This window comes from Streptomyces sp. NPDC001450 (assembly GCF_053597295.1).
Map to the genome: position 1 here is coordinate 12,468 of NZ_JBSFHY010000060.1, position 18,124 is coordinate 30,591.

Here is an 18,124-nt window from a genome sequence, read left to right on the forward strand (position 1 = left end):
TGCCGGGAGCGGCCCCGACCGGTACCCGAGTGGCCGTCAGGTGTCGGGTGCGAGGTCGGCCCACACCTGTTTGCCGCCGCTGACCGGCACCGTCCCCCAGGTCTCCGACACCGCCTCCACCAGCAGGATGCCGCGGCCGCCGGTGGCCTCCCAGCCGACGTTGGTGTTCTTCACGGGGCTGCGCGGCGAGGTGTCGGCGACGGCGAGCCGCAACCGGTGGTTGACCAGGCTGAGGTCGAGGCGGACCTGGCCGTCGGTGTGCACGAGGGCGTTGGTGACCAGCTCGGAGACGACCAGGAGGGCCGCGTCCATGGTGTCGGACGGGACGTCCCAGGTGCGCAGCGTGCGCCGGGTGAAGCGGCGGGCGTGCCGGACGGCCTCCGGGACCCGCCACACGGTCCAGGTCTCGCGCAGCGGGCGTACGGCCATGCCGTCGTAGCGCATCAGCAGCAGGGCGACGTCGTCGCCGCGGTGGGCCCTGGTGAGCAGGGCGTCGGCGACGAGGCCGAGGTGGCCGGGGTCGGCGCCGGCGAGTTCGCTCGTGAGCCGCTCGAGGCCCACGTCGATGTCGGTCTCGGCGGACTCCACCAGACCGTCGGTGGTGAGCGCGAGGACCGTACCGGGCTGGAGGCGGAGCGGGGTGATCGGGAACTCGGCCTGGGTGAGCACACCGAGCGGCGGGCCGCCCTCGGCCTCGACGATCTCCGTGGAGCCGTCGGGGTGACGCAGCACCGGCGGCAGATGACCGGCGCGCACGCACCAGGCGGTGCCCTGCTCCATGTCGACGTCGACGTAGCAGCAGGTGGCGAAGAGGTCGGTCTCCATGTCCAGCAGCAGCCGGTTGGCGTGCGCGACGACGACGTCCGGGGCGTGGCCCTCGACGGCGTAGGCGCGCAGGGCGGTGCGCATCTGGCCCATCAGGGTGGCGGCGCCCGCGTTGTGGCCCTGGACGTCGCCGATGACGAGGGCCACGTGGTTGTCGGCGAGCGGGATCACGTCGTACCAGTCACCGCCGACCTCGAGCCCCGCGGTGGTGGGCAGGTACCGGGCGACGGCGACCGCGCCGGGCAGCCGGGGCAGGCGGCGCGGCAGCAGGGTGCGCTGGAGCATGCCGACGAGTTCGTGCTCGGCGTCGAAGGCGTGGGCGCGCAGCAGGGCCTGCCCGGTGAGGCCGGCGGAGGCGGTGAGCAGGGCGCGCTCGTCGGGGCCGAACTCGTGCGGACGGTCCCAGCCGATCAGGCAGGCGCCGGCCATGCGGCCGCCCGCGGGCAGCGGCAGCACGGCGAGGCCGCCGGGGCCGACGCCGGCCAGGGCGGGCTCCAGCGGGGAGCCAGCGGGCCAGATCCGGGAGCGGCCCTCGCGCAGGGCGGCGGCGAGGGTGGGCATGGCGCGCACCGGCGCGTCGGGCCATTCGGTGCGCCACTCGGAGCGCCACAGCTCCGGCCAGGCTTCTGGGTCGGGCGGGTCGAGGACGGTGACGACGAGGCGGTCGTTCTCCAGTTCGGCGAGGGCGATGCGGTCGGCCTTGAGGGGTTTGCGCAGGGCGGCGACGACGGCCTGGCCGACGTCCTTGACGGTGCCGGCCATGGCGAGGGCGGCGGCCAGCCGCTGCACGCGGGCCACGTCGGTGACGTCGGAGCGCACGGTGGAGGCGTCCGCGACGGTGCCGACGAGCCGGGCCGGGCGCCCCTCGCCGCCGGGCAGCAGCCGGCCGCTCAGCCGCAGCCACTTGGGCGGGCCGGAGGGCTGCAGGGCGCGGAACTCCAGCTCGCGGTCGCCGATGGACATGTGGTCGGCCTCGACCACCGACATCAGGGCGGGCAGGTCCTCGGGCACGGTGAGAGCGAGCAGCGTCTCCACCCTGCCGTCGAACGCGTCCCGGCCGATCCCGAAGAGGCGCAGGAGCTCGTCGCCGACCTCGACCCGGCCGGTGTCCATGGCCAGGCTGAACGCGTCGCCGGGCAGCTCGCCGGTGTCGGCGTCCGGGCCGGCCGGTACGGGCACGGCGACCGCCCGGGCGATCAGCTCCAGGCAGGCGCGGTCGTCGGTGCCGAAGCCGCCGGGGTGCTCGCTGACGGCGAGCAGACAACCGCTGTCGGCCGGGCCGAGCGGCAGCGCGCCCACGGAGAACTCGGCCGACGGTGTGCGGCGCGCCTCGGGGCAGGCGGCCAGCTCGTCCGGGCCGAGCCAGCGGGGCCGCCCGGTGCGGTGGGCCTCGGCGACCGGGGTGCCGCCGGTGGCCGAATAGCCGTCGCGCAGGCCGTACAGCGTGCGGGGCAGCCCCGCCGACTCGGTCAGACAGAGCACGGAGGGGTCGTCGCCGGGCACGTAGACGCCCACGAACGCCGCCCCGGCGAACACGAGTGCCTGTTCGAGGACCCGGCGCAGCCGGTCGGGAGAGGCGGGCACGGCGATGAGTGTTTCAAGGGCGATTTCGGCACGCTCGGCTCTCGTTCTGCGCACCGCAGCACCCTCACTGGCCACTTCGCCATTACAGCGCGTATGAGCCGCGTGCGCAGCCCCTGTGAAGACTCCGCGTGCCGTCGGTGGAGACGCCGCTCGAAAGTCGCCGAACACATCTTCACCCATGCGTTCCGCACGGTGATCTCATGACAGCCGTGACTGTCCGCGCCCGTCCGCCTGCTGCGAGTGTCTACCGGGTCAACCGGAGGAGGGGGCGCAAGGCGCATGGACAAGCGGTACGAGGTGTACGCGCTGGCCGACGGGCACTTCTACGACACGCCCGACCGGCTCTCGGCGGTCGGGGGCGAGTCCGCGCCGCTGTTCACGACGGCGCGTCGCGCGGTCCCCGACGGCTGGCACGCGGCGCGCACGGGCGACTGGCTGACGCTGACCCCGCTCGGTGAGGACGGCGCGCCGCTCCCGTCGCCGGCCCAGGGCTGGAAGATCCACTCCTCGGCGACGGCGGCGAACGCGGAGCTGATCGCCGGCATCGTGTGGGACTACTGCGTGCCGCGCCGCATCCCGTTCAAGTTCGTACCGTCCCCGCACCTGCTGCACCTGCGCAACGCCAAGTACGCGGGCCGGGACACCAGCGGCAAGTTCGTCACCGTCTATCCCGCCGGCGAGGAGCAGCTGCACGAGGTGCTGCGTGAGCTGGGCGCGCTGCTGGAGGGCCGCGAGGGACCCTACATCCTGACCGACCTGCGCTGGCACGACGGTCCGCTCTATGTCCGCTACGGCGCCTTCGCGCGCCGGTACGTCGTCGACGAGCGCGGCTCACTCGTCCCTGCCGTGACCGACGGCGGGGGGCGCCTGGTCCCGGACCGGCGGGCACCGTCCTTCCAGGTGCCCGAGTGGGTGACACTGCCGGAGTTTCTGCGCCCGCACCTGGAGGCCCGCAACACCACTACGGTGGGCGACCTGCCGTACCGCATCGAGAAGGCGCTGCACTTCTCCAACGGTGGCGGCGTGTACGTCGGCACGGACACCCGGGACGGGCGCCGGGTGGTGCTGAAGGAGGGGCGTCCGCACGCGGGGCTCGCCGCCGACGGGGCGGACGCGGTGGCCCGGCTGGCGCGGGAGAAGGCCGCGCTGGAGCGGGTCGCCGGGACGGGCGTGGTGCCTCAGGTGCGGGACTGGTTCACGCTCGGCGACCACCGGTTCCTGGTGATGGACTTCCTGGAGGGCCGCCCCCTCAACTCGTTCTTCGCCGAACGGCATCCGCTGCTCACGTCCGACCCGGATCCGGCGAAGGTCGCCTCGTACACGGCGTGGGCGCTGCGCATCCACCGGGCGGTGGAGCGGGCGCTGGCGGCGGTGCACGCGCGCGGGCTGGTCTTCCACGACCTGCACGTCTTCAACGTCATGGTCGCCCCGGACGAGGAGACGGTGTACCTCATCGACTTCGAGGCGGCCGCCCCGGCCGAGGAGAACGGCCGGCAGACGGTGGCCCACCCCGGCTTCTTCGCCCCGCCGGACCGCCGGGGCATCGACGTCGACCGGTACGCGCTGGCCTGTCTGCGTCTGGCCCTGTTCCTGCCGGTGACCACGCTGTTCGTGGTGGACGGCGGCAAGGCGGCCCATCTGGCGGACGTCATCGCGGAGCAGTTCCCGGACGTGCCGCGCGACTTCCTGGACGAGGCGGTCGCGGAGATCACCCGGGACACCGCGGGCGGGCCCGCCCGCCGTACGTCCGCTCCGCCGGTGGTGCCGGGCGACTGGCCCTACAGCCGGGACTCCATGGTCAAGGCGATCCTCGCCGCCGCGACCCCGGAGCGCGACGACCGGCTCTTCCCCGGCGACATCGCCCAGTTCTCCGACGGCGGCGGCCTCGGGCTCGCGCACGGCGCGGCCGGGGTGCTGTACGCGCTGGAGGTCTCCGGCGCCGGCCGGTACGACGAGGGCGAGCGCTGGCTGCTGGACCACACCGCCCCGCCACCGCCCGGCACCCCGCTCGGCCTGTACGACGGTCTCGCGGGCGTGGCCCTGGTCCTGGACCGGCTCGGCCACCGGCAGCGGGCGCTGGAGCTGATCGGCGGTGTGCTGCGGGAGAACTGGCGCAACCTCTCCTCCGACCTGCACGGCGGCCTCGCCGGACTCGGCCTGGTCCTCGGCGAGCTGGCGGGCACGACCGGCGAGCCGGCGCTGCGCGATCGTGCCGCCGAGGCCGCCGAGATCCTCGTACGACGCCTCGCCGAACCGGTTCCGGACCCGCCCCGGCGGCGGGCCGGGCTGCTGCGGGGCGCGAGCGGGCCCGCGCTGTTCCTGCTGCGGCGGTACCAGGAGACCGGTGAACCCCGGCTGCTGGCCGCGGCGGCCGAGGCACTCCGGCGCGACCTGGCCTGCTGCGTCGTCCAGGAGGCGAGCGGCGCCCTGGAGGTGGACGAGGGCTGGCGGACACTGCCGTACCTCGGCGACGGGAGCGTGGGGATCGGGCTGGTCCTCGACGACCACCTGGCGCAGGCGAGCGGCTCCCTCGCCGAATCAGCCGACACCACAAGGGAGTTCGAGCGGGCCCGGACCGGCATCCTCACCGCCGCCACCTCCCGTTTCTACGCACAGCCCGGTCTGTTCCAGGGCCGCGCCGGCATGGTCCTGCATCTCGCCCGGAGCACCGCGCCGGGCGCCGGGCGGGAGCGGCTCGAGCAACAGATCGACGGTCTCGGCTGGTTGGCGATGGCCTATCAGGGCCAGCTCGCCTTCCCCGGGCACCAGATGATGCGGCTCTCCATGGACCTCGCCACCGGAACGGCAGGCTGCCTGCTGGCGCTCGCCGCGGCCCACGACGCCGGGCGGACCGCGCACCTGCCCTTCCTTCCGCCGCCACCGGCGGCCCCCACCCGCGGCTCCGCTACCTGACGGAGTCGTGACACAACCCCGTCCCCAGTGAAGGGAAAAGACACAACCATGGCACTTCTCGACCTGCAGACCCTGGAGTCCGACGAGCTGTCCCACACCGGCGCGAGCACGGTGAGCCTGCTGTCCTGCGTCTCGGCGGCCAGCATCCTGCTCTGTCTCTGACCGGGCCGGTGAGTCCACGGCTCCGGGCAGTCCTCTTCCCCGTCCGGGAGGGGGCTGCCCGGAGCCTTCCCGTCCGCCCCGACGCGAGGCCGCAGCCGATGACGCCCTCCCCCGAAGCTCCCGCTCGTCTGCCGCGTGCCGTGCTCCGGCACGGCGGCGCCCGCTGCGCCGCCCTGTGCGCCGTGAACACGGCCGCCACGGCCGCCGGGCTGCTGCTGCCCGCCGCACTGGGCCGGACCCTCGACCTGCTGCTCGCGCGCGCTCCGGCAATCCGCTGGGTGGCCTGCTGCGCGGGCCTGGTGCTGCTGCTCGCCGTGCTGGACGGATGCGCGGGCGTGCTCACCGGCACGGTCGACGCCCGGTCCACCGCGTGGCTGCGCCGCCGGGTCACCGGGCAGGTGCTGGCCCTGGGCCCGCGCGCGGGCGCCCGGTTCGGCGCCGGGGACCTGGTGGCGCGGCTGGTCGGCAACGCCGCGCAGGCGGGGACGGCGCCGGCCGCGGTGGCCGCGCTGGTCGCCGCGCTCGCCGGGCCGGTCGGGGGCGTGGTGGCGCTCGGCCTCGTCGACCCGTGGCTGGCGGCCGTGTTCCTCGCCGGTGCGCCGGTACTGGCACTGCTGCTGCGGGCCTTCGCCCGGGACACCTCGGCCTGCGTGGCCGACTACCAGCGGGTGCAGGGGCGGATGGCGGCCGCTCTCGCGGAGGCGGTCGGCGGCGTCCGCACCATCCGGGCCGCGGGCGTGGCGGACCGCGAGGCGGCCCGGATCCTCGCTCCGCTGCCCAAACTGTCCCGCGCCGGGCACCGCATGTGGCGGGTGCAGGGGCGGGCCGCCGCACAGGCGGTCACCGTGGCACCGCTGCTGAACCTGGGCGTGGTCGCGGTGGCCGGGCTGCTGCTCGCCCACCATCGCCTGTCGGTGGGTGAAGTGCTGGCCGCCTCCCGGTACGCCGTCCTCGCGACAGGAGTCGGCGTGCTGGTCGGACAACTGGCCGCGCTCTCCCGGGCCCGGACGGCGACCGGGCGGCTCGCCGAGGTGCTGGCCGAGCCGGCGCCCGGGTACGGCACCCGAGGGCTGCCGTCCGGCTCCGGGCAGCTGGAGCTGCGCGGCGTGACGGCGGCCCGGGGCGGCCGCACCGTCCTGGACGGCGTGGACCTGCTCGTCCCCGGCGGCACGACCCTCGCCGTGGTAGGCCGCTCCGGCACGGGCAAGTCCCTGCTGGCCGAGCTCGCCGGCCGACTCGCCGACCCGGACGCGGGCGAGGTGCTCCTCGACGGGGTCCCCCTGCGCGACCTCGGCCACGCCGACCTGCGCCGCGCGGTCTCCTACGCCTTCGAACGCCCCGTCCTGCTCGGCACGACCATCGAGGAGGCCATCGCGTTCGGGCTCACCACGCCCTCCCCCGACCGGATCCGGTCGGCCGCGCGCACGGCCCACGCCGACGCCTTCGTCCGCCGCCTGCCCGACGGCTACGCCACCCGCTGCGCCGACGCGCCCCGCTCCGGCGGCGAGTCCCAGCGTCTCGGCCTCGCCCGCGCCTTCGCCCACGACGGCCGCCTGCTGATCCTCGACGACGCCCTCTCCAGCCTCGACACGGTCACCGAACACCGGATCGCCCAGTCCCTGCTGGCCCCGGGAGCGGGCCCGACCCGCCTGCTGATCGCCCACCGCACGGCCACGGCGGCCCGCGCCGACGCCGTCGCCTGGCTGGACGGCGGCCGGATACGCGCGATCGGCCCCCACGCCGAGCTGTGGCGAGACGCGGAGTACCGGGCGGTGTTCGGGGCATGAGCGCGCGGACACGGGTCCTGGGGTCCGTACGGGCGCAGTGGCCGGTGCTGGTCCGGCTCGGGCTCTGGTCCCTCCTGGAGGCCGGGCAGACCTTCCTGGCCGGCTATGCGCCGGCCCGGGCGCTGGACGACGGGTTCCTCGCCGGGAACACGCGGGTCGGTCTGCTGTGGCTCGGCGCGGCCGGACTCACGGTGGGCATCGGGGCGTACGGGACCGGGCGGGTGTACGGCGTGGTCGCCGCGCTGGTCGAGCCGGTCCGGGACCGCCTGGTGGCGAGCGTGGTCGGGCGCGGGGTGCGGGAGGCGGACGCCCGGGCGCTGTCCGGGCTCACCCAGCAGGTGGAGATCGCCCGGGACACGCTCGCCGGACTGGTGCTGGTCTCCCGCTCCTTCCTGTTCACCGCCGCCGGAGCGCTGTTCGGCCTGTTCTCGCTGGCCCCGCTGCTGCTGACGGTCGTCGTGCCCCCGCTGCTCGCCGGGTTGGGTCTGTTCGCGGCGACCCTGCGGCCGCTGGCCCGGCGTCAGGAGGCCTTCCTCACCGCCGACGAAGCGCTGGCCGAGGAGCTGGGCGCGGTGTGTCCGGGGCTGCGGGACGTCACGGCCGCCGGTGCCGAGGCCCGGGTGGCGGCCACCGTCGCGGAGTCGGTCGACGCGGAACAGCGGGCCGCTCGGGTCCTGGCCCGCTGGAGCGTGGCCCGGGTGGCCGCCCTGGCGGTGGGCGGCGAGCTGCCGGTGGTCCTGCTGCTCGCCGCCGCGCCCTGGCTCCTGGACCACGGCGTGACGCCGGGTGCGCTGGTGGGTGCCCTCGCCTACGTCACCCAGTCCCTGCTCCCCGCCCTGCAGAACCTCGTCCACGGCCTGGGCACCAGCGGGTCCCGGCTCACGGTCGTCCTGCGCCGCCTGGCGCCGCCGACGGTCTCCGGGGGACGCGGGCCCGAGGACCGGAGCGAGACCCCCCAGGCCACGGGGACCCCGCTCCCCACCAGCCCGGCCCTGGCCCTCACCTCTGTCGCCTTCGCCTACGGCCCCGCGAGCGAGCCTGTCCTCCACGGACTCGACCTCACCGTCCCGGCGGGGGCGCACCTCGCCGTCGTAGGGCCGAGCGGGATCGGGAAGTCGACGCTCACGGGGCTGGTCGCCGGGTTGCTGGAGCCGCGGGAGGGGTCGATCCGGGTGTACGGGCATGCCGTGCCGGGGCCGGAGGCGGCCGCATCCCGCGTGCTGATCCCGCAGGAGGCGTACGTCCATGGCGGGACCCTCGCCGAGAACCTGGGCCTGTTCCGCAGGCACCCGGTACCGGAGGCGGAGCTGCTGGCCGCTGCCGAGGCGGTCGGGCTGACGCCGTTGTTGCGGGCGCTGGGCGGGCTCGGGGGCAGGGTCGATCCGGTCGCGCTGTCGGCGGGCGAGCGGCAGTTGATCGCGTTGACCCGGGCCTATCTGTCATCCGCGCCGCTCGCCCTGCTGGACGAGGCGACCTGTCATCTGGACCCTGCGGCGGAGGCCCGGGCCGAACAGGCGTTCGCGCAACGGCCGGGCGGCACCCTCGTGGTCGTCGCCCACCGCATCAGCTCGGCCCGCCGGGCCGGCCGCGTCCTGGTGCTGGACGGCTCGCGCACCGCCTGCGGCACCCACGACGAGCTGCTGCGGACCTCGGCCCTGTACCGGGACCTGGTCGGCGGCTGGACGGCGCGGCCCACCGCACCGGTCCGGTGATCACACCCACCCCTCCCCCCGGGATATCCGGATCGCGTCGATGCGGTTGCGCGCCCCGGTCTTGCGGGTGATCGCCGCCATGTAGTTGCGCACCGTGCCGTGCGACAGGTGCAGGCTGTCGGCGATCTCCGCGACGGACGCCCCGCCGGCCGCCAGGGACAGCACGCTCAGCTCGCGTCTGGTCAGCGGCATCTGCGCCGCCTTGAGGAAGCCGAAGCCCAGCGACGCATCGACGAAACGTTCCCTCTCCGCGACGCAGCGGATCGCGTGCACCAGCCGCTCCGGCGAGCCCGCCTTGTCGACGAAGCCGAGCGCACCCGCCTCGGCCGCCCGCTTCAGCAGCCCGGGACGGTTCGCACTCGCAAGCACCACCAGCGCGGGTGGCCCGCCACCCGCGCCGGGCGGACACAGGTCGCCGAGCGGCGGCACGCCATGGCCGTCGGCGCAGTCCAGGTCCGCCGCGCACACGTCCGGGCGCACGGACCGCACCCGCGCGGGCGCGCCACGCCACGGTGTGTCCTCCACGTACAGGCCAGGTTCCCCCCGTAACCACTCAGCCAGGACCGATCGCACCAGACACGCGTCGTGCACCAGCAGTACCCGGATCACTGCCCGCCCCTCCAGTCGGCCGTACTTCGCCCCGTATCGCCGGGCTCTCGTCCCCAGGTGTTCCACGCGTGCCCCATTCTTGGGCGCGTTCGCCGTTCGCGGGCGCGGAGAATCGGCCATCAGGTTGCGCGGGGGCGCACACGCGGCGCCCGCACGCCGCCGCACGCTTCGGCTGCGGGGGCATGATCCCGTCCCGACGGGGTATCCGGAGGCCCTCGGGGTGACGAGACGCCTGCGCAGGTCACGGCCGCGACCGAAGGCGCGACGGGTGCTCGCCGCGCGCCGCCCGTTCCCGCGAGGCAGCCTTGACCCCGAGACGCGACGCGCGGCCCGGCGAGGAGGTGGTCGGCGTGTCCGACGGGCCAGGGCCGGCACAGCCAGGGGCAGCCGACGGGACTCCGGCCGGCCGACCGCTGCTGTCCATCGCGCTGGCCTCGATGATCGAGGACGTGCACGCGCACTCCGGCGCGGTGTACCTGCTCCGGCCCGATGAGCCGGTCCTGGAGATGGCGGTGATGGCGGGCATGCCCCGCGCGTTCGCGGCGCCGTGGGAGCGGGTCGGGCTGAGCGCGCCGATCCCGGTGGCGGACGCGGTGCGCGAGCGGCGGCTCGTGTGGGTGGGCGGCGAGGAGGAGATGGCACGCTGCTATCCGCGGATCTCGGTGGTGCTGCCGTACCCGTTCGCGCTGGCCGCGCTGCCGGTGGCCACGGCGAGGACCGTGTACGGCGCCGTGTTCGTGACCTGGCCCGGCGCGCATCCGCCGGAGCTGTCCGACCGGGAGCGCGAGAATCTGACGGCGGCCTGCGAACGGCTGGCCCTGCGGCTGGAGCGGGCCGCCGCGGAGAACCGGCCGATCGCTCCCGAGGTCGACCTGCTGGCGACACCGCTGTCGGGTGTGTCGGACACGCTGGGATCGGTGGAGGCGGCGCGGATGGTGTCCCGGCTGCCGTACGGACTGATGTCGCTGGACCTGCACAGCCGGATCGCCTTCGTCAACGCGGCCGCCGCCGACCTGCTCGGGCGACCCGCCGGGGAGTTGCTCGGCATCCTGCCGTGGGTGTCCGTGCCGTGGCTGAACGACCCGATGTACGAGGACCGGTACCGGGCCGCACTGATCAGCCAGCAGGTGACGTCGTTCGTGGCGCTGCGCCCGCCGGGCGAGTGGCTGTCGTTCCGGATGTATCCGAGCACGACCGGACTGAGCGTACGGATCAGCCGGGCGCGGGCGGTGGCGGAGATGGCGCGGGAGGCGCCGCGGACGGGGCCGGGGCCCTCGCGGCTGGTGACCATCACTCAGGTGCTGAGCCTGGCCGCGGCGCTGACCGAGGCGGTGGGGGTGCAGGACGTCGTGCAGTTGGTGTGGGACGAGGTCGCCCCGTCGGTCGGCTGCCAGGCGCTGGTGATCCTCGCCTCGCAGGCGGGGCGGCTGCATGTGCTCGGACACCGCGGGTACGCGGACCCGTACGTGGTGGAGCGCTTCGACGGGCTGCCGCTGAGCGAACGCACCCCGGGCACCCAGGCGCTCAACAGCGGGGTGCCTTCGTTCTTCGACTCGTGGGAACAGATGGCGCGGCTGTACCCGAACCGGCCCCCGGACGGGTTCGGGTCCTGGGCGTATCTGCCGCTGATCGCGTCCGGGCGGCCGGTGGGCTCGTGTGTGCTGGCGTACGTCGACCCGCATGTCTTCCCCGCCGACGAGCGGGCGGTGCTCACCAGTCTCGGCGGCCTGATCGCGCAGGCGCTGGAGCGCGCCCAGCTGTACGACGCCAAGCACCGGCTGGCGCAGGGGCTGCAGGAGTCGCTGCTGCCGCACACGCTGGCGGCGCTGCCCGGCATCGAGGCGGCCGCCCGCTATCTGCCGGCCACTCAGGGCATGGAGATCGGCGGCGACTTCTACGACCTGGTGCCGACCCGGCCGCTGGCCGCGGCGGTGATCGGGGACGTCCAGGGGCACAACGTGACGGCGGCCGCGTTGATGGGGCAGATCCGCACCGGGGTACGGGCTTACACCACGGTGGGTCAGGCGCCGCAGGACGTGATGAGCAGCACCAACCGGCTGCTCATCGACCTGGGCGCCGACCTGTTCGCCAGTTGCCTCTACCTACGGCTCGACCCGGCGCAGGGGCAGGCCGTGATGGCACGCGCCGGGCATCCGCCACCGCTGCTCCGGCGCCCGGACGGGCAGGTGCGGGTGCTGGACCTCGCCGGCGGCCCGCTGCTCGGGATCGACGCGACGGCCACGTACCCGACCACCGAGGTGTCCCTGGCCCCCGGCTCGGTCCTCGCCCTCTACACGGACGGTCTCGTGGAGTCCCCCGGCATCGACATCGAGGACTCCCTGGTCGGCCTCGGCGCGCTGCTCGCCGAAGCCGGCGACCAGCCGCTGGAGGATCTGGCCGACGAACTCGTACGACACAGCGCGGCGGCGCGGGAACGAGTGGACGACGTGGCGGTCCTGCTGCTGCGGGCCCGCGAGGACCGCTGAGCCGCCGGGCTCGACGGCTGTGGCCCGGCCCTTCCGCCGGAGGGCCGGACCGTCCCTGCCGGCCGGAACCGCGGCGGGCCGGTCAGGGAGTCTCGGGACGGCTCGGCCGGCCCCGTCGAGAGGCCGGCCTGCCGGATCCCGGTGCGGGACGGCTCGGTGTCCTGTCCCGCTGGAGGGGGTCAGTGACTGTCGGTCAGGGACGACGACCCGTCGCCCGTGCCCTCGCCGGACTGGTCTCCGGTGCCCGTGCCCGCGCCGGACTGGTCTCCGGCGCCCGTGCCCTCGCCGGTGCCGCTCTGGTCGCCTGCCGAGGCGGACGGGTCGGCGGAGCCGCCGATCTGGTCGCCGCCCGCCTGGTCACCGGCCCCTGCCTGGTCCCCGGCCGAGGCCGAGGGGTCGGCGGTGCCCGCCTGGTCGCCCGCACCCGCCTGGCCGCCCGCGCCGTTGCCGCCGTCGCCGAGGGTGGCGCCGGTGGCCTGCAGAGCGGCGGTGACCGGCTGGAAGAAGGTCTCGCCGCCGCTGGTGCAGTCGCCACTGCCGCCGGAGGTCAGGCCGACCGCGCCGCCGTCCTGGGTGAACAGGGAGCCGCCGCTGTCGCCGGGCTCGGCGCAGACGTTGGTCTGGATGAGGCCGTTGACGGTGTCGACGCCGTTGGGGTCGGTCTCGCTCTGGAAGTTGACGGTGGCGTCGAGGCCGGTCACCTGGCCGTTGTGCAGCCCGGTGGTGGAGCCCATCCGGAACACGTTCTCGCCGACGGTGGCGTCCTGGGCCTGGGTGATCTGGACGGTCTGGCCGTTGCCGGTGTTGACCTCGCTGGGCGCCTGGGTGGTGGCGTCGTTGTACTTCACGAGGGAGAAGTCGTTGCCCGGGAACTTGGCCTGGTCGACGGTGGCGATGGGCTGGCCGTTCTGGGAGTCGGACCAGTCCTTGGCGGCGACGCCGCAGTGACCGGCCGTCAGGAAGGCGGGACTGCCGTCGGAGGCCTTGACGTTGAAGCCGAGGGAGCAGCGCACGTTGCCGCCCTGCACCTGGGAGAAGATGGCGTCGCCGCCGGAGACGAAGGTCTTGAAGGTGCCGGCGGACTTCTTCAGGCTCGCCATGCCGGAGCCGAGGCCCTGCACGGTGGACTGGAGCCGGTTCCACTTGGCGCCGGTGACGCTGGAGTCGGCGGTGACCACGACCTTGTTCGTGCGCGGGTCCACGGCCCAGGCGGTGCCCGGGATGGTCGCCTTGGTCTTCAGCGTCCGCGCGGCGGCCTTGAGTTCGGAGGTGCTGTTCTCGACCTGGCGGACGACCGCCCCGGCCTTCTCCGCCTGTTGGACGATGTTGTTGTCGCCGCTGACGACGTTGACGACCAGCTGCTTCTTTCCGCTGTCGTAGTAGGACCCGGCGACGGCGTCGCCGAGCAGCTTCTGCAACTGTGCGGCGAGATCCGAGGCGTCCGAGGCCTTCAGGGTCTTCGCGGTGCCGGCAGCGCCCGCCGCGTTGTTGTGATCCTGTGACGCGTTGGCGTTCGGCAGCAGGATGGCCGCCGCTCCGAGCGCCGCGACACCGCCCACCGCTATCGCGGCCTTGCGCTTGGGCATTCGCTTGTGACTCAAACTTCTCGACCTCCTGGGGACGGGGGTCTGCCGCTGTCGGGCAGTTGATCGGGGGCGCCTGGATGGCTGTAGGTACGGGCGGCTCATGCGGTGCGTTCAATTCCGTTCGCCAACTTCCGCCCCCTGGCGCCGAATCGGCCACGCTCCGCGTGTCGTGCCGTGCGGCCGGGAAGAATCCCCCATATGACGATGACCACCGCCGAAGCCGACAAGATCCTCTCCGCCAACTTCGCCCCCTGGGTGCTCGACCTCGGACTGTCCGTCCAAACCGTGGGCGAGGACCGCGCGATCCTGCGTCTGCCCTGGTCGGAGCGGCTGGCCCGGGAGGGCGGCGGGCTGTCGGGGCAGGCGCTCATGGCGGCCGCCGACACGGCGACGGTGATCGCGGTCTCGGCCGCGCGGGGCGGCTTCGTGCCGATGACGACCGTGCAGCAGTCGACGTCCTTCCAGCGGGCGGTGACCGGTTCGGATGTCCTGATCGAAGCGGTCCTGACCAAGCTGGGCCGTCGGATGGCGTTCGCGGACATCACGCTGACCGACGCCGCGTCAGGTGCGCTCGCGGCCCGCGCGAACACGGTCTACGCGCTCATGGGCTGACACATCTGTGCGCTCACGGGCTGACACGCTCAGCTACTGATCGGTAGCGGTCCGTTCCGATCGCTTACCGGAATCCCCGCTTCAGGGAATCTGCACATTGAATACTCAACCAAGTCACTGACACCCCTGGTTCTGCACATCCGCGCGCCCCCTGACAGGCCTTTGGAGCCGAGTGCCGGGTTCGCCGCCCGGCGGACAAGAGCCGGGGTGCGACGATGCGGTGCGCCATGTGAAGGAGTCGCCGACAAGCCGTGCGCGCGCCTGCACGGTTGAGGCTCCGGGCGGGGCAAGTGCGCTGGTGAGAGGCCTGGTTGATTGGAAGCGCAGCCCGCGTGCGTGCTTTGATCCATCGCACCGCGGGGGTCCCCCGGGCTCCCGGAGACGGGCGTTCCGGCACCCGCGGTCGCGGCCGCCGTCTGTCCCCAGAGGGGGCCGTTTCCCCCCTTGTGAAATATCCATACGAAGGGAAGTTCCACCATGAACTCCACCCCCCAGGTCGAGACCGTCGAGATCTCGGACGCCGAGCTGGACAACGTCTCCGGCGGCCTTTCCGTGAACGCCCTCAACACCGTGACCGGCGCCGTCAACGGCATCGCCCCGGTTTCCGGCGTGGTCGACACGGCCGTCGGCACCCTCGAGGGTGTCACCGGCCTGAACGTGGCCCCGGTCACCGGCCTGGTCGCCGGTCTCTGATCGCACCTCGGTGTCACCGAAGTCCCGGAGCCGTCCCACGGCCCCGGGACTCTCGGGTGCCCGAAGGCGCCCGAAGCAGGTCGTAACCATGTCTCTCCTCGGGTGAGGGAAGTTCCGTGCAGTTCCGCCAACAGGCCCTCGCCAAGCTCCAGTCGCCGGAGGAGCTGGACCTTCCGGTGCGGCTGGCCCGTCCCCAGGGCTGGCTCGCGCTCGGCGTCACCGTCGTCGTCATGGCGGCGGCCTCCGGGTGGGCGGTGACCGGCTCGGTCGCCTCCACGGTGAGCGCGCAGGCCATCCTCACCCACGGACAGGGCAGCTATCTGCTGCAGAGCCCCGTGGCCGGCCAGGTGACGGCCGTACTCGCCAAACAGGGCGAACGGCTGCCCGCGAACGCTCCCGTCCTCAGAGTGCGGACGAGTCAAGGCGATTCGGTGGTCCGCACGGTCGCCGCGGGCCGCGTCACCGCACTCGCCGCCACCATCGGCCAGATCATCCAGACCGGTGCGAACATCGCCGCGGTGGAGAAGGTCGCCCACGCCTCCGACCCGCTGTACGCCACCGTGTACGTCCCGGCAGAGAACGCCGCCGCCATCCCGGCGCACGCCGCCGTGGACCTCACCGTGTCCTCGGTGCCGACCCAGCAGTACGGCGTGCTGCGCGGGCATGTGAAGTCGGTGGACCGGACCGCCCAGTCCGCCCAGTCGATCGCCGCGTTCCTCGGGGACAGCCAGCTGGGCGAGCAGTTCACGAAGAAGGGCCGCCCGGTGGCGGTCCTGGTCGCGCTCGACAAGTCGACCGGCACCAGGAGCGGCTACCGGTGGTCCTCCGCGGACGGGCCGCCGTACAAGCTCGACTCCATGACCCTCGCCTCCGGTTCGATCCGGCTGGCCGACCAGCGTCCCGTCGATTGGCTACTGCCGTGAGCACCCGAACCGGAGATGGCCAGGATATCCGCGGCCGCAGACGCGCCGCCCCGGCCCGGCGCCCCATCCCCAAGCCCCGTGGCGGCGTGGTCCGTACGCCGACCGTGCTCCAGATGGAGGCCGTCGAATGCGGCGCCGCCTCCCTCGCGATGGTCCTCGGCCACTACGGCCGGCACGTGCCGCTGGAGGAGCTGCGCATCGCCTGCGGTGTCTCCCGCGACGGCTCGCGCGCCAGCAACCTGCTGAAGGCAGCCCGCAGTTACGGCCTGACCGCCAAGGGCATGCAGATGGACCTGGCCGCCCTCGCCGAGGTGACGGCACCGGCCATCCTCTTCTGGGAGTTCAACCACTACGTCGTCTACGACGGCATGGGCCGCCGCTTCGGCCGGCGCGGGGTGTACGTCAACGACCCCGCGAAGGGCCGCCGGTTCGTGCCCATGGAGGAGTTCGACGGCAGCTTCACCGGTGTCGTGCTGGTGATGGAGCCCGGCGACGGCTTCAGCAAGGGCGGACGCAAGGCCGGCGTGCTCGGCGCGATGCCGGCCCGGCTGCGCGGCACCGCGGGCACCCTGCCCGCCGCGGTGCTGGCCAGCCTGCTGCTGGTGGCGGTGGGCGCGGCGGTGCCCGCGCTCAGCCGTACCTACATCGACATGTTCCTCATCGGCGGCCAGACCTCGCTGCTGGGCGTGCTGTTCGCCTCGATGGCCACCTGTGTCCTGCTCACCCTGGTGCTGACCTGGCTCCAGCAGGCCAACCTGCTGCACGGCCGGATCATCTCCTCCACCCTCTCCAGCGCCCGCTTCCTGCGCCATCTGCTGCGGCTGCCGGTGACCTTCTTCGCCCAGCGCTCCCCGGCCGACCTGGTGCAACGGCTGCAGTCCAACGACCAGGTCGCCGAGACCCTGGCCCGCGACCTGGCGGCGGCGGGCGTGGACGCCGTCGTGGTCGTCCTGTACGCCGTGCTGCTGTACACCTACGACCCACAGCTGACGTTCGTCGGCATCGGCGTGGCCCTGCTGAACGTGGTGGCGATGCGGCTGGTCGTACGGCTGCGCGCGACCCGTACGGCGAAGCTGCGCGCGGACACCGCACGGCTCACCAACACGTCTTACACCGGTCTTCAGCTGATCGAGACGATGAAGGCGACCGGCGGCGAGGACGGCTACTTCCGCAAGTGGGCCGGACAGCACGCCACCACGCTGGAGGAGCAGCAGCGGCTCGGCGTGCCGAGCGCCTGGCTGGGTGTGGTCGCGCCGACGCTCGCCACGCTCAACAGCGCGCTGATCCTGTGGATCGGCGGAATGCGGGCGGTCGAGGGGCACATCTCGGTCGGCCTCCTGGTCGCCTTCCAGGCGCTGGTCACCCGCTTCACCGCACCCCTCACCCGGCTCAACGGCGTGGCGGGCCGCGTCCAGGACTTCGCGGCCGACGTGGCCCGGCTCAAGGACGTGGAGAACTTCCAGGCCGACCCGCTCTACGCCCGCCCCGGTGGCGCCGACTCCACGCGCCGGCTGCACGGGCACGTCGAGCTGGAGAACGTCACCTTCGGCTACAGCCCGCTGGACAAACCGCTGCTGACCGGGTTCGACCTGACCGTGGGCCCCGGGCAGCAGGTGGCGCTGGTCGGCGGCTCGGGCAGCGGCAAATCGACGGTGTCCAGGCTCATCTCGGGTCTGTACGCGCCCTGGGACGGCGTGATCCGCATCGACGGCCGCCGGCTGGCGGACATCCCGCGCGGCGCGCTCGCCTCCTCGGTCTCCTTCGTGGACCAGGACGTGTTCCTCTTCGAGGGCTCGGTCCGCGACAACGTGGCCCTGTGGGACCCGTCGATCCCGGACGAGGCCGTGGTGGAGGCGCTGAAGGACGCGGCTCTGTACGACGTGGTGATGCGCCGCCCCGGCGGCGTCCACAGCAGGGTCGAGCAGGACGGCCGGAACTTCTCCGGCGGGCAGCGCCAGCGCCTCGAGGTCGCCCGGGCGTTGGTGCGGCGGCCCAGCATCCTCGTGCTGGACGAGGTGACCAGCGCGCTGGACGCGGAGACCGAGCTGGTCGTGATGGACAACCTGCGCCGGCGCGGCTGCGCCTGTGTGGTGATCGCCCACCGGCTGAGCACCGTCCGGGACAGCGACGAGATCGTGGTGCTCCAGCACGGCACGGTCGTGGAGCGCGGGCGGCACGAGGAGCTGGTGGCGCGCGGCGGCGCGTACGCCGCACTGGTCAGGGAGCGGTGAG

Annotated in this window: 12 protein-coding genes; 9 read left to right on the plus strand and 3 right to left on the minus strand. The window is 73.8% G+C overall.

Going from position 1 to position 18,124, the window contains the following annotated elements; genetic code table 11:
• Window positions 1–36: 36 nt before the first annotated feature.
• A complete protein-coding gene (locus tag ACWC5O_RS41225) occupies window positions 37–2,484 on the minus strand; it encodes a SpoIIE family protein phosphatase (protein WP_450582270.1) in 2,448 nt (815 codons plus the stop codon).
• Window positions 2,485–2,688: 204 nt separating this feature from the next.
• Between ACWC5O_RS41225 and lanKC the strand changes: the two genes are divergently transcribed.
• From lanKC to ACWC5O_RS41245, 4 genes are all read left to right on the plus strand, one after another.
• Window positions 2,689–5,322, plus strand: coding sequence for a class III lanthionine synthetase LanKC (gene lanKC / locus ACWC5O_RS41230; RefSeq protein WP_450582272.1), 2,634 nt, complete (start codon window positions 2,689–2,691; stop codon window positions 5,320–5,322).
• A 48-nt stretch (window positions 5,323–5,370) separates the two neighbouring features.
• Window positions 5,371–5,484, plus strand: coding sequence for a SapB/AmfS family lanthipeptide (locus tag ACWC5O_RS41235; RefSeq protein ID WP_094222020.1), 114 nt, complete (start codon window positions 5,371–5,373; stop codon window positions 5,482–5,484).
• Window positions 5,485–5,582: 98 nt separating this feature from the next.
• The gene (locus tag ACWC5O_RS41240) at window positions 5,583–7,271 is read left to right on the plus strand and encodes an ABC transporter ATP-binding protein (protein ID WP_450582274.1); all 1,689 of its coding nucleotides are present in this window, start codon (window positions 5,583–5,585) and stop codon (window positions 7,269–7,271) included.
• Window positions 7,268–8,983 carry an ATP-binding cassette domain-containing protein gene (locus ACWC5O_RS41245; RefSeq protein ID WP_450582276.1) on the plus strand — a complete coding sequence of 572 codons (1,716 nt, stop codon included), beginning with the start codon at window positions 7,268–7,270 and terminating at the stop codon, window positions 8,981–8,983. The genes ACWC5O_RS41240 and ACWC5O_RS41245 overlap by 4 nt, the downstream gene beginning before the upstream one ends.
• Here ACWC5O_RS41245 and ACWC5O_RS41250 read toward each other — a convergent pair whose 3' ends face one another.
• Window positions 8,984–9,592, minus strand: coding sequence for a LuxR C-terminal-related transcriptional regulator (locus tag ACWC5O_RS41250; RefSeq protein WP_450582278.1), 609 nt, complete (start codon window positions 9,590–9,592; stop codon window positions 8,984–8,986).
• A gap of 341 nt (window positions 9,593–9,933) precedes the next feature.
• Here ACWC5O_RS41250 and ACWC5O_RS41255 point away from each other — a divergent pair, with 341 nt between their 5' ends.
• Window positions 9,934–12,078: a SpoIIE family protein phosphatase gene (locus ACWC5O_RS41255; RefSeq protein WP_450582759.1), complete on the plus strand. Its 2,145-nt coding sequence runs from the start codon at window positions 9,934–9,936 to the stop codon at window positions 12,076–12,078.
• 179 nt (window positions 12,079–12,257) lie between these two features.
• Here ACWC5O_RS41255 and ACWC5O_RS41260 read toward each other — a convergent pair whose 3' ends face one another.
• A complete protein-coding gene (locus ACWC5O_RS41260) occupies window positions 12,258–13,664 on the minus strand; it encodes a S1 family peptidase (protein WP_450582761.1) in 1,407 nt (468 codons plus the stop codon).
• 198 nt (window positions 13,665–13,862) lie between these two features.
• Between ACWC5O_RS41260 and ACWC5O_RS41265 the strand changes: the two genes are divergently transcribed.
• The 4 genes from ACWC5O_RS41265 to ACWC5O_RS41280 all read left to right on the plus strand — a co-directional run bounded on the left by ACWC5O_RS41265 (window position 13,863) and on the right by ACWC5O_RS41280 (window position 18,123).
• Entirely contained in the window at window positions 13,863–14,276 is a 414-nt protein-coding gene (locus ACWC5O_RS41265; RefSeq protein WP_450582279.1) for a PaaI family thioesterase, read from the plus strand.
• 477 nt (window positions 14,277–14,753) lie between these two features.
• Window positions 14,754–14,969, plus strand: a complete 216-nt coding sequence (locus ACWC5O_RS41270; protein WP_450582281.1) for a type A2 lantipeptide — start codon at window positions 14,754–14,756, stop codon at window positions 14,967–14,969.
• A 116-nt stretch (window positions 14,970–15,085) separates the two neighbouring features.
• Entirely contained in the window at window positions 15,086–15,892 is an 807-nt protein-coding gene (locus ACWC5O_RS41275; protein WP_450582282.1) for an HlyD family efflux transporter periplasmic adaptor subunit, read from the plus strand.
• On the plus strand, window positions 15,889–18,123 hold the full coding sequence (locus ACWC5O_RS41280) for an NHLP family bacteriocin export ABC transporter peptidase/permease/ATPase subunit (protein WP_450582284.1): 2,235 nt from the start codon (window positions 15,889–15,891) through the stop codon (window positions 18,121–18,123). Before ACWC5O_RS41275 ends, ACWC5O_RS41280 begins: the two co-directional genes overlap by 4 nt.
• The last annotated feature ends 1 nt before the right edge of the window (window position 18,124 follow it).

Bases quoted from the DNA above. Each gene is read 5' to 3' on its own strand.
- ACWC5O_RS41245 (WP_450582276.1), top strand. From the start codon at position 7,268: ATGAGCGCGCGGACACGGGTCCTGGGGTCCGTACGGGCGCAGTGGCCG.
- ACWC5O_RS41265 (WP_450582279.1), top strand. From the start codon at position 13,863: ATGACGATGACCACCGCCGAAGCCGACAAGATCCTCTCCGCCAACTTC.
- ACWC5O_RS41260 (WP_450582761.1), bottom strand. From the start codon at position 13,664: ATGCCCAAGCGCAAGGCCGCGATAGCGGTGGGCGGTGTCGCGGCGCTC.
- lanKC (WP_450582272.1), top strand. From the start codon at position 2,689: ATGGACAAGCGGTACGAGGTGTACGCGCTGGCCGACGGGCACTTCTAC.
- ACWC5O_RS41235 (WP_094222020.1), top strand. From the start codon at position 5,371: ATGGCACTTCTCGACCTGCAGACCCTGGAGTCCGACGAGCTGTCCCAC.
- ACWC5O_RS41240 (WP_450582274.1), top strand. From the start codon at position 5,583: ATGACGCCCTCCCCCGAAGCTCCCGCTCGTCTGCCGCGTGCCGTGCTC.
- ACWC5O_RS41270 (WP_450582281.1), top strand. From the start codon at position 14,754: ATGAACTCCACCCCCCAGGTCGAGACCGTCGAGATCTCGGACGCCGAG.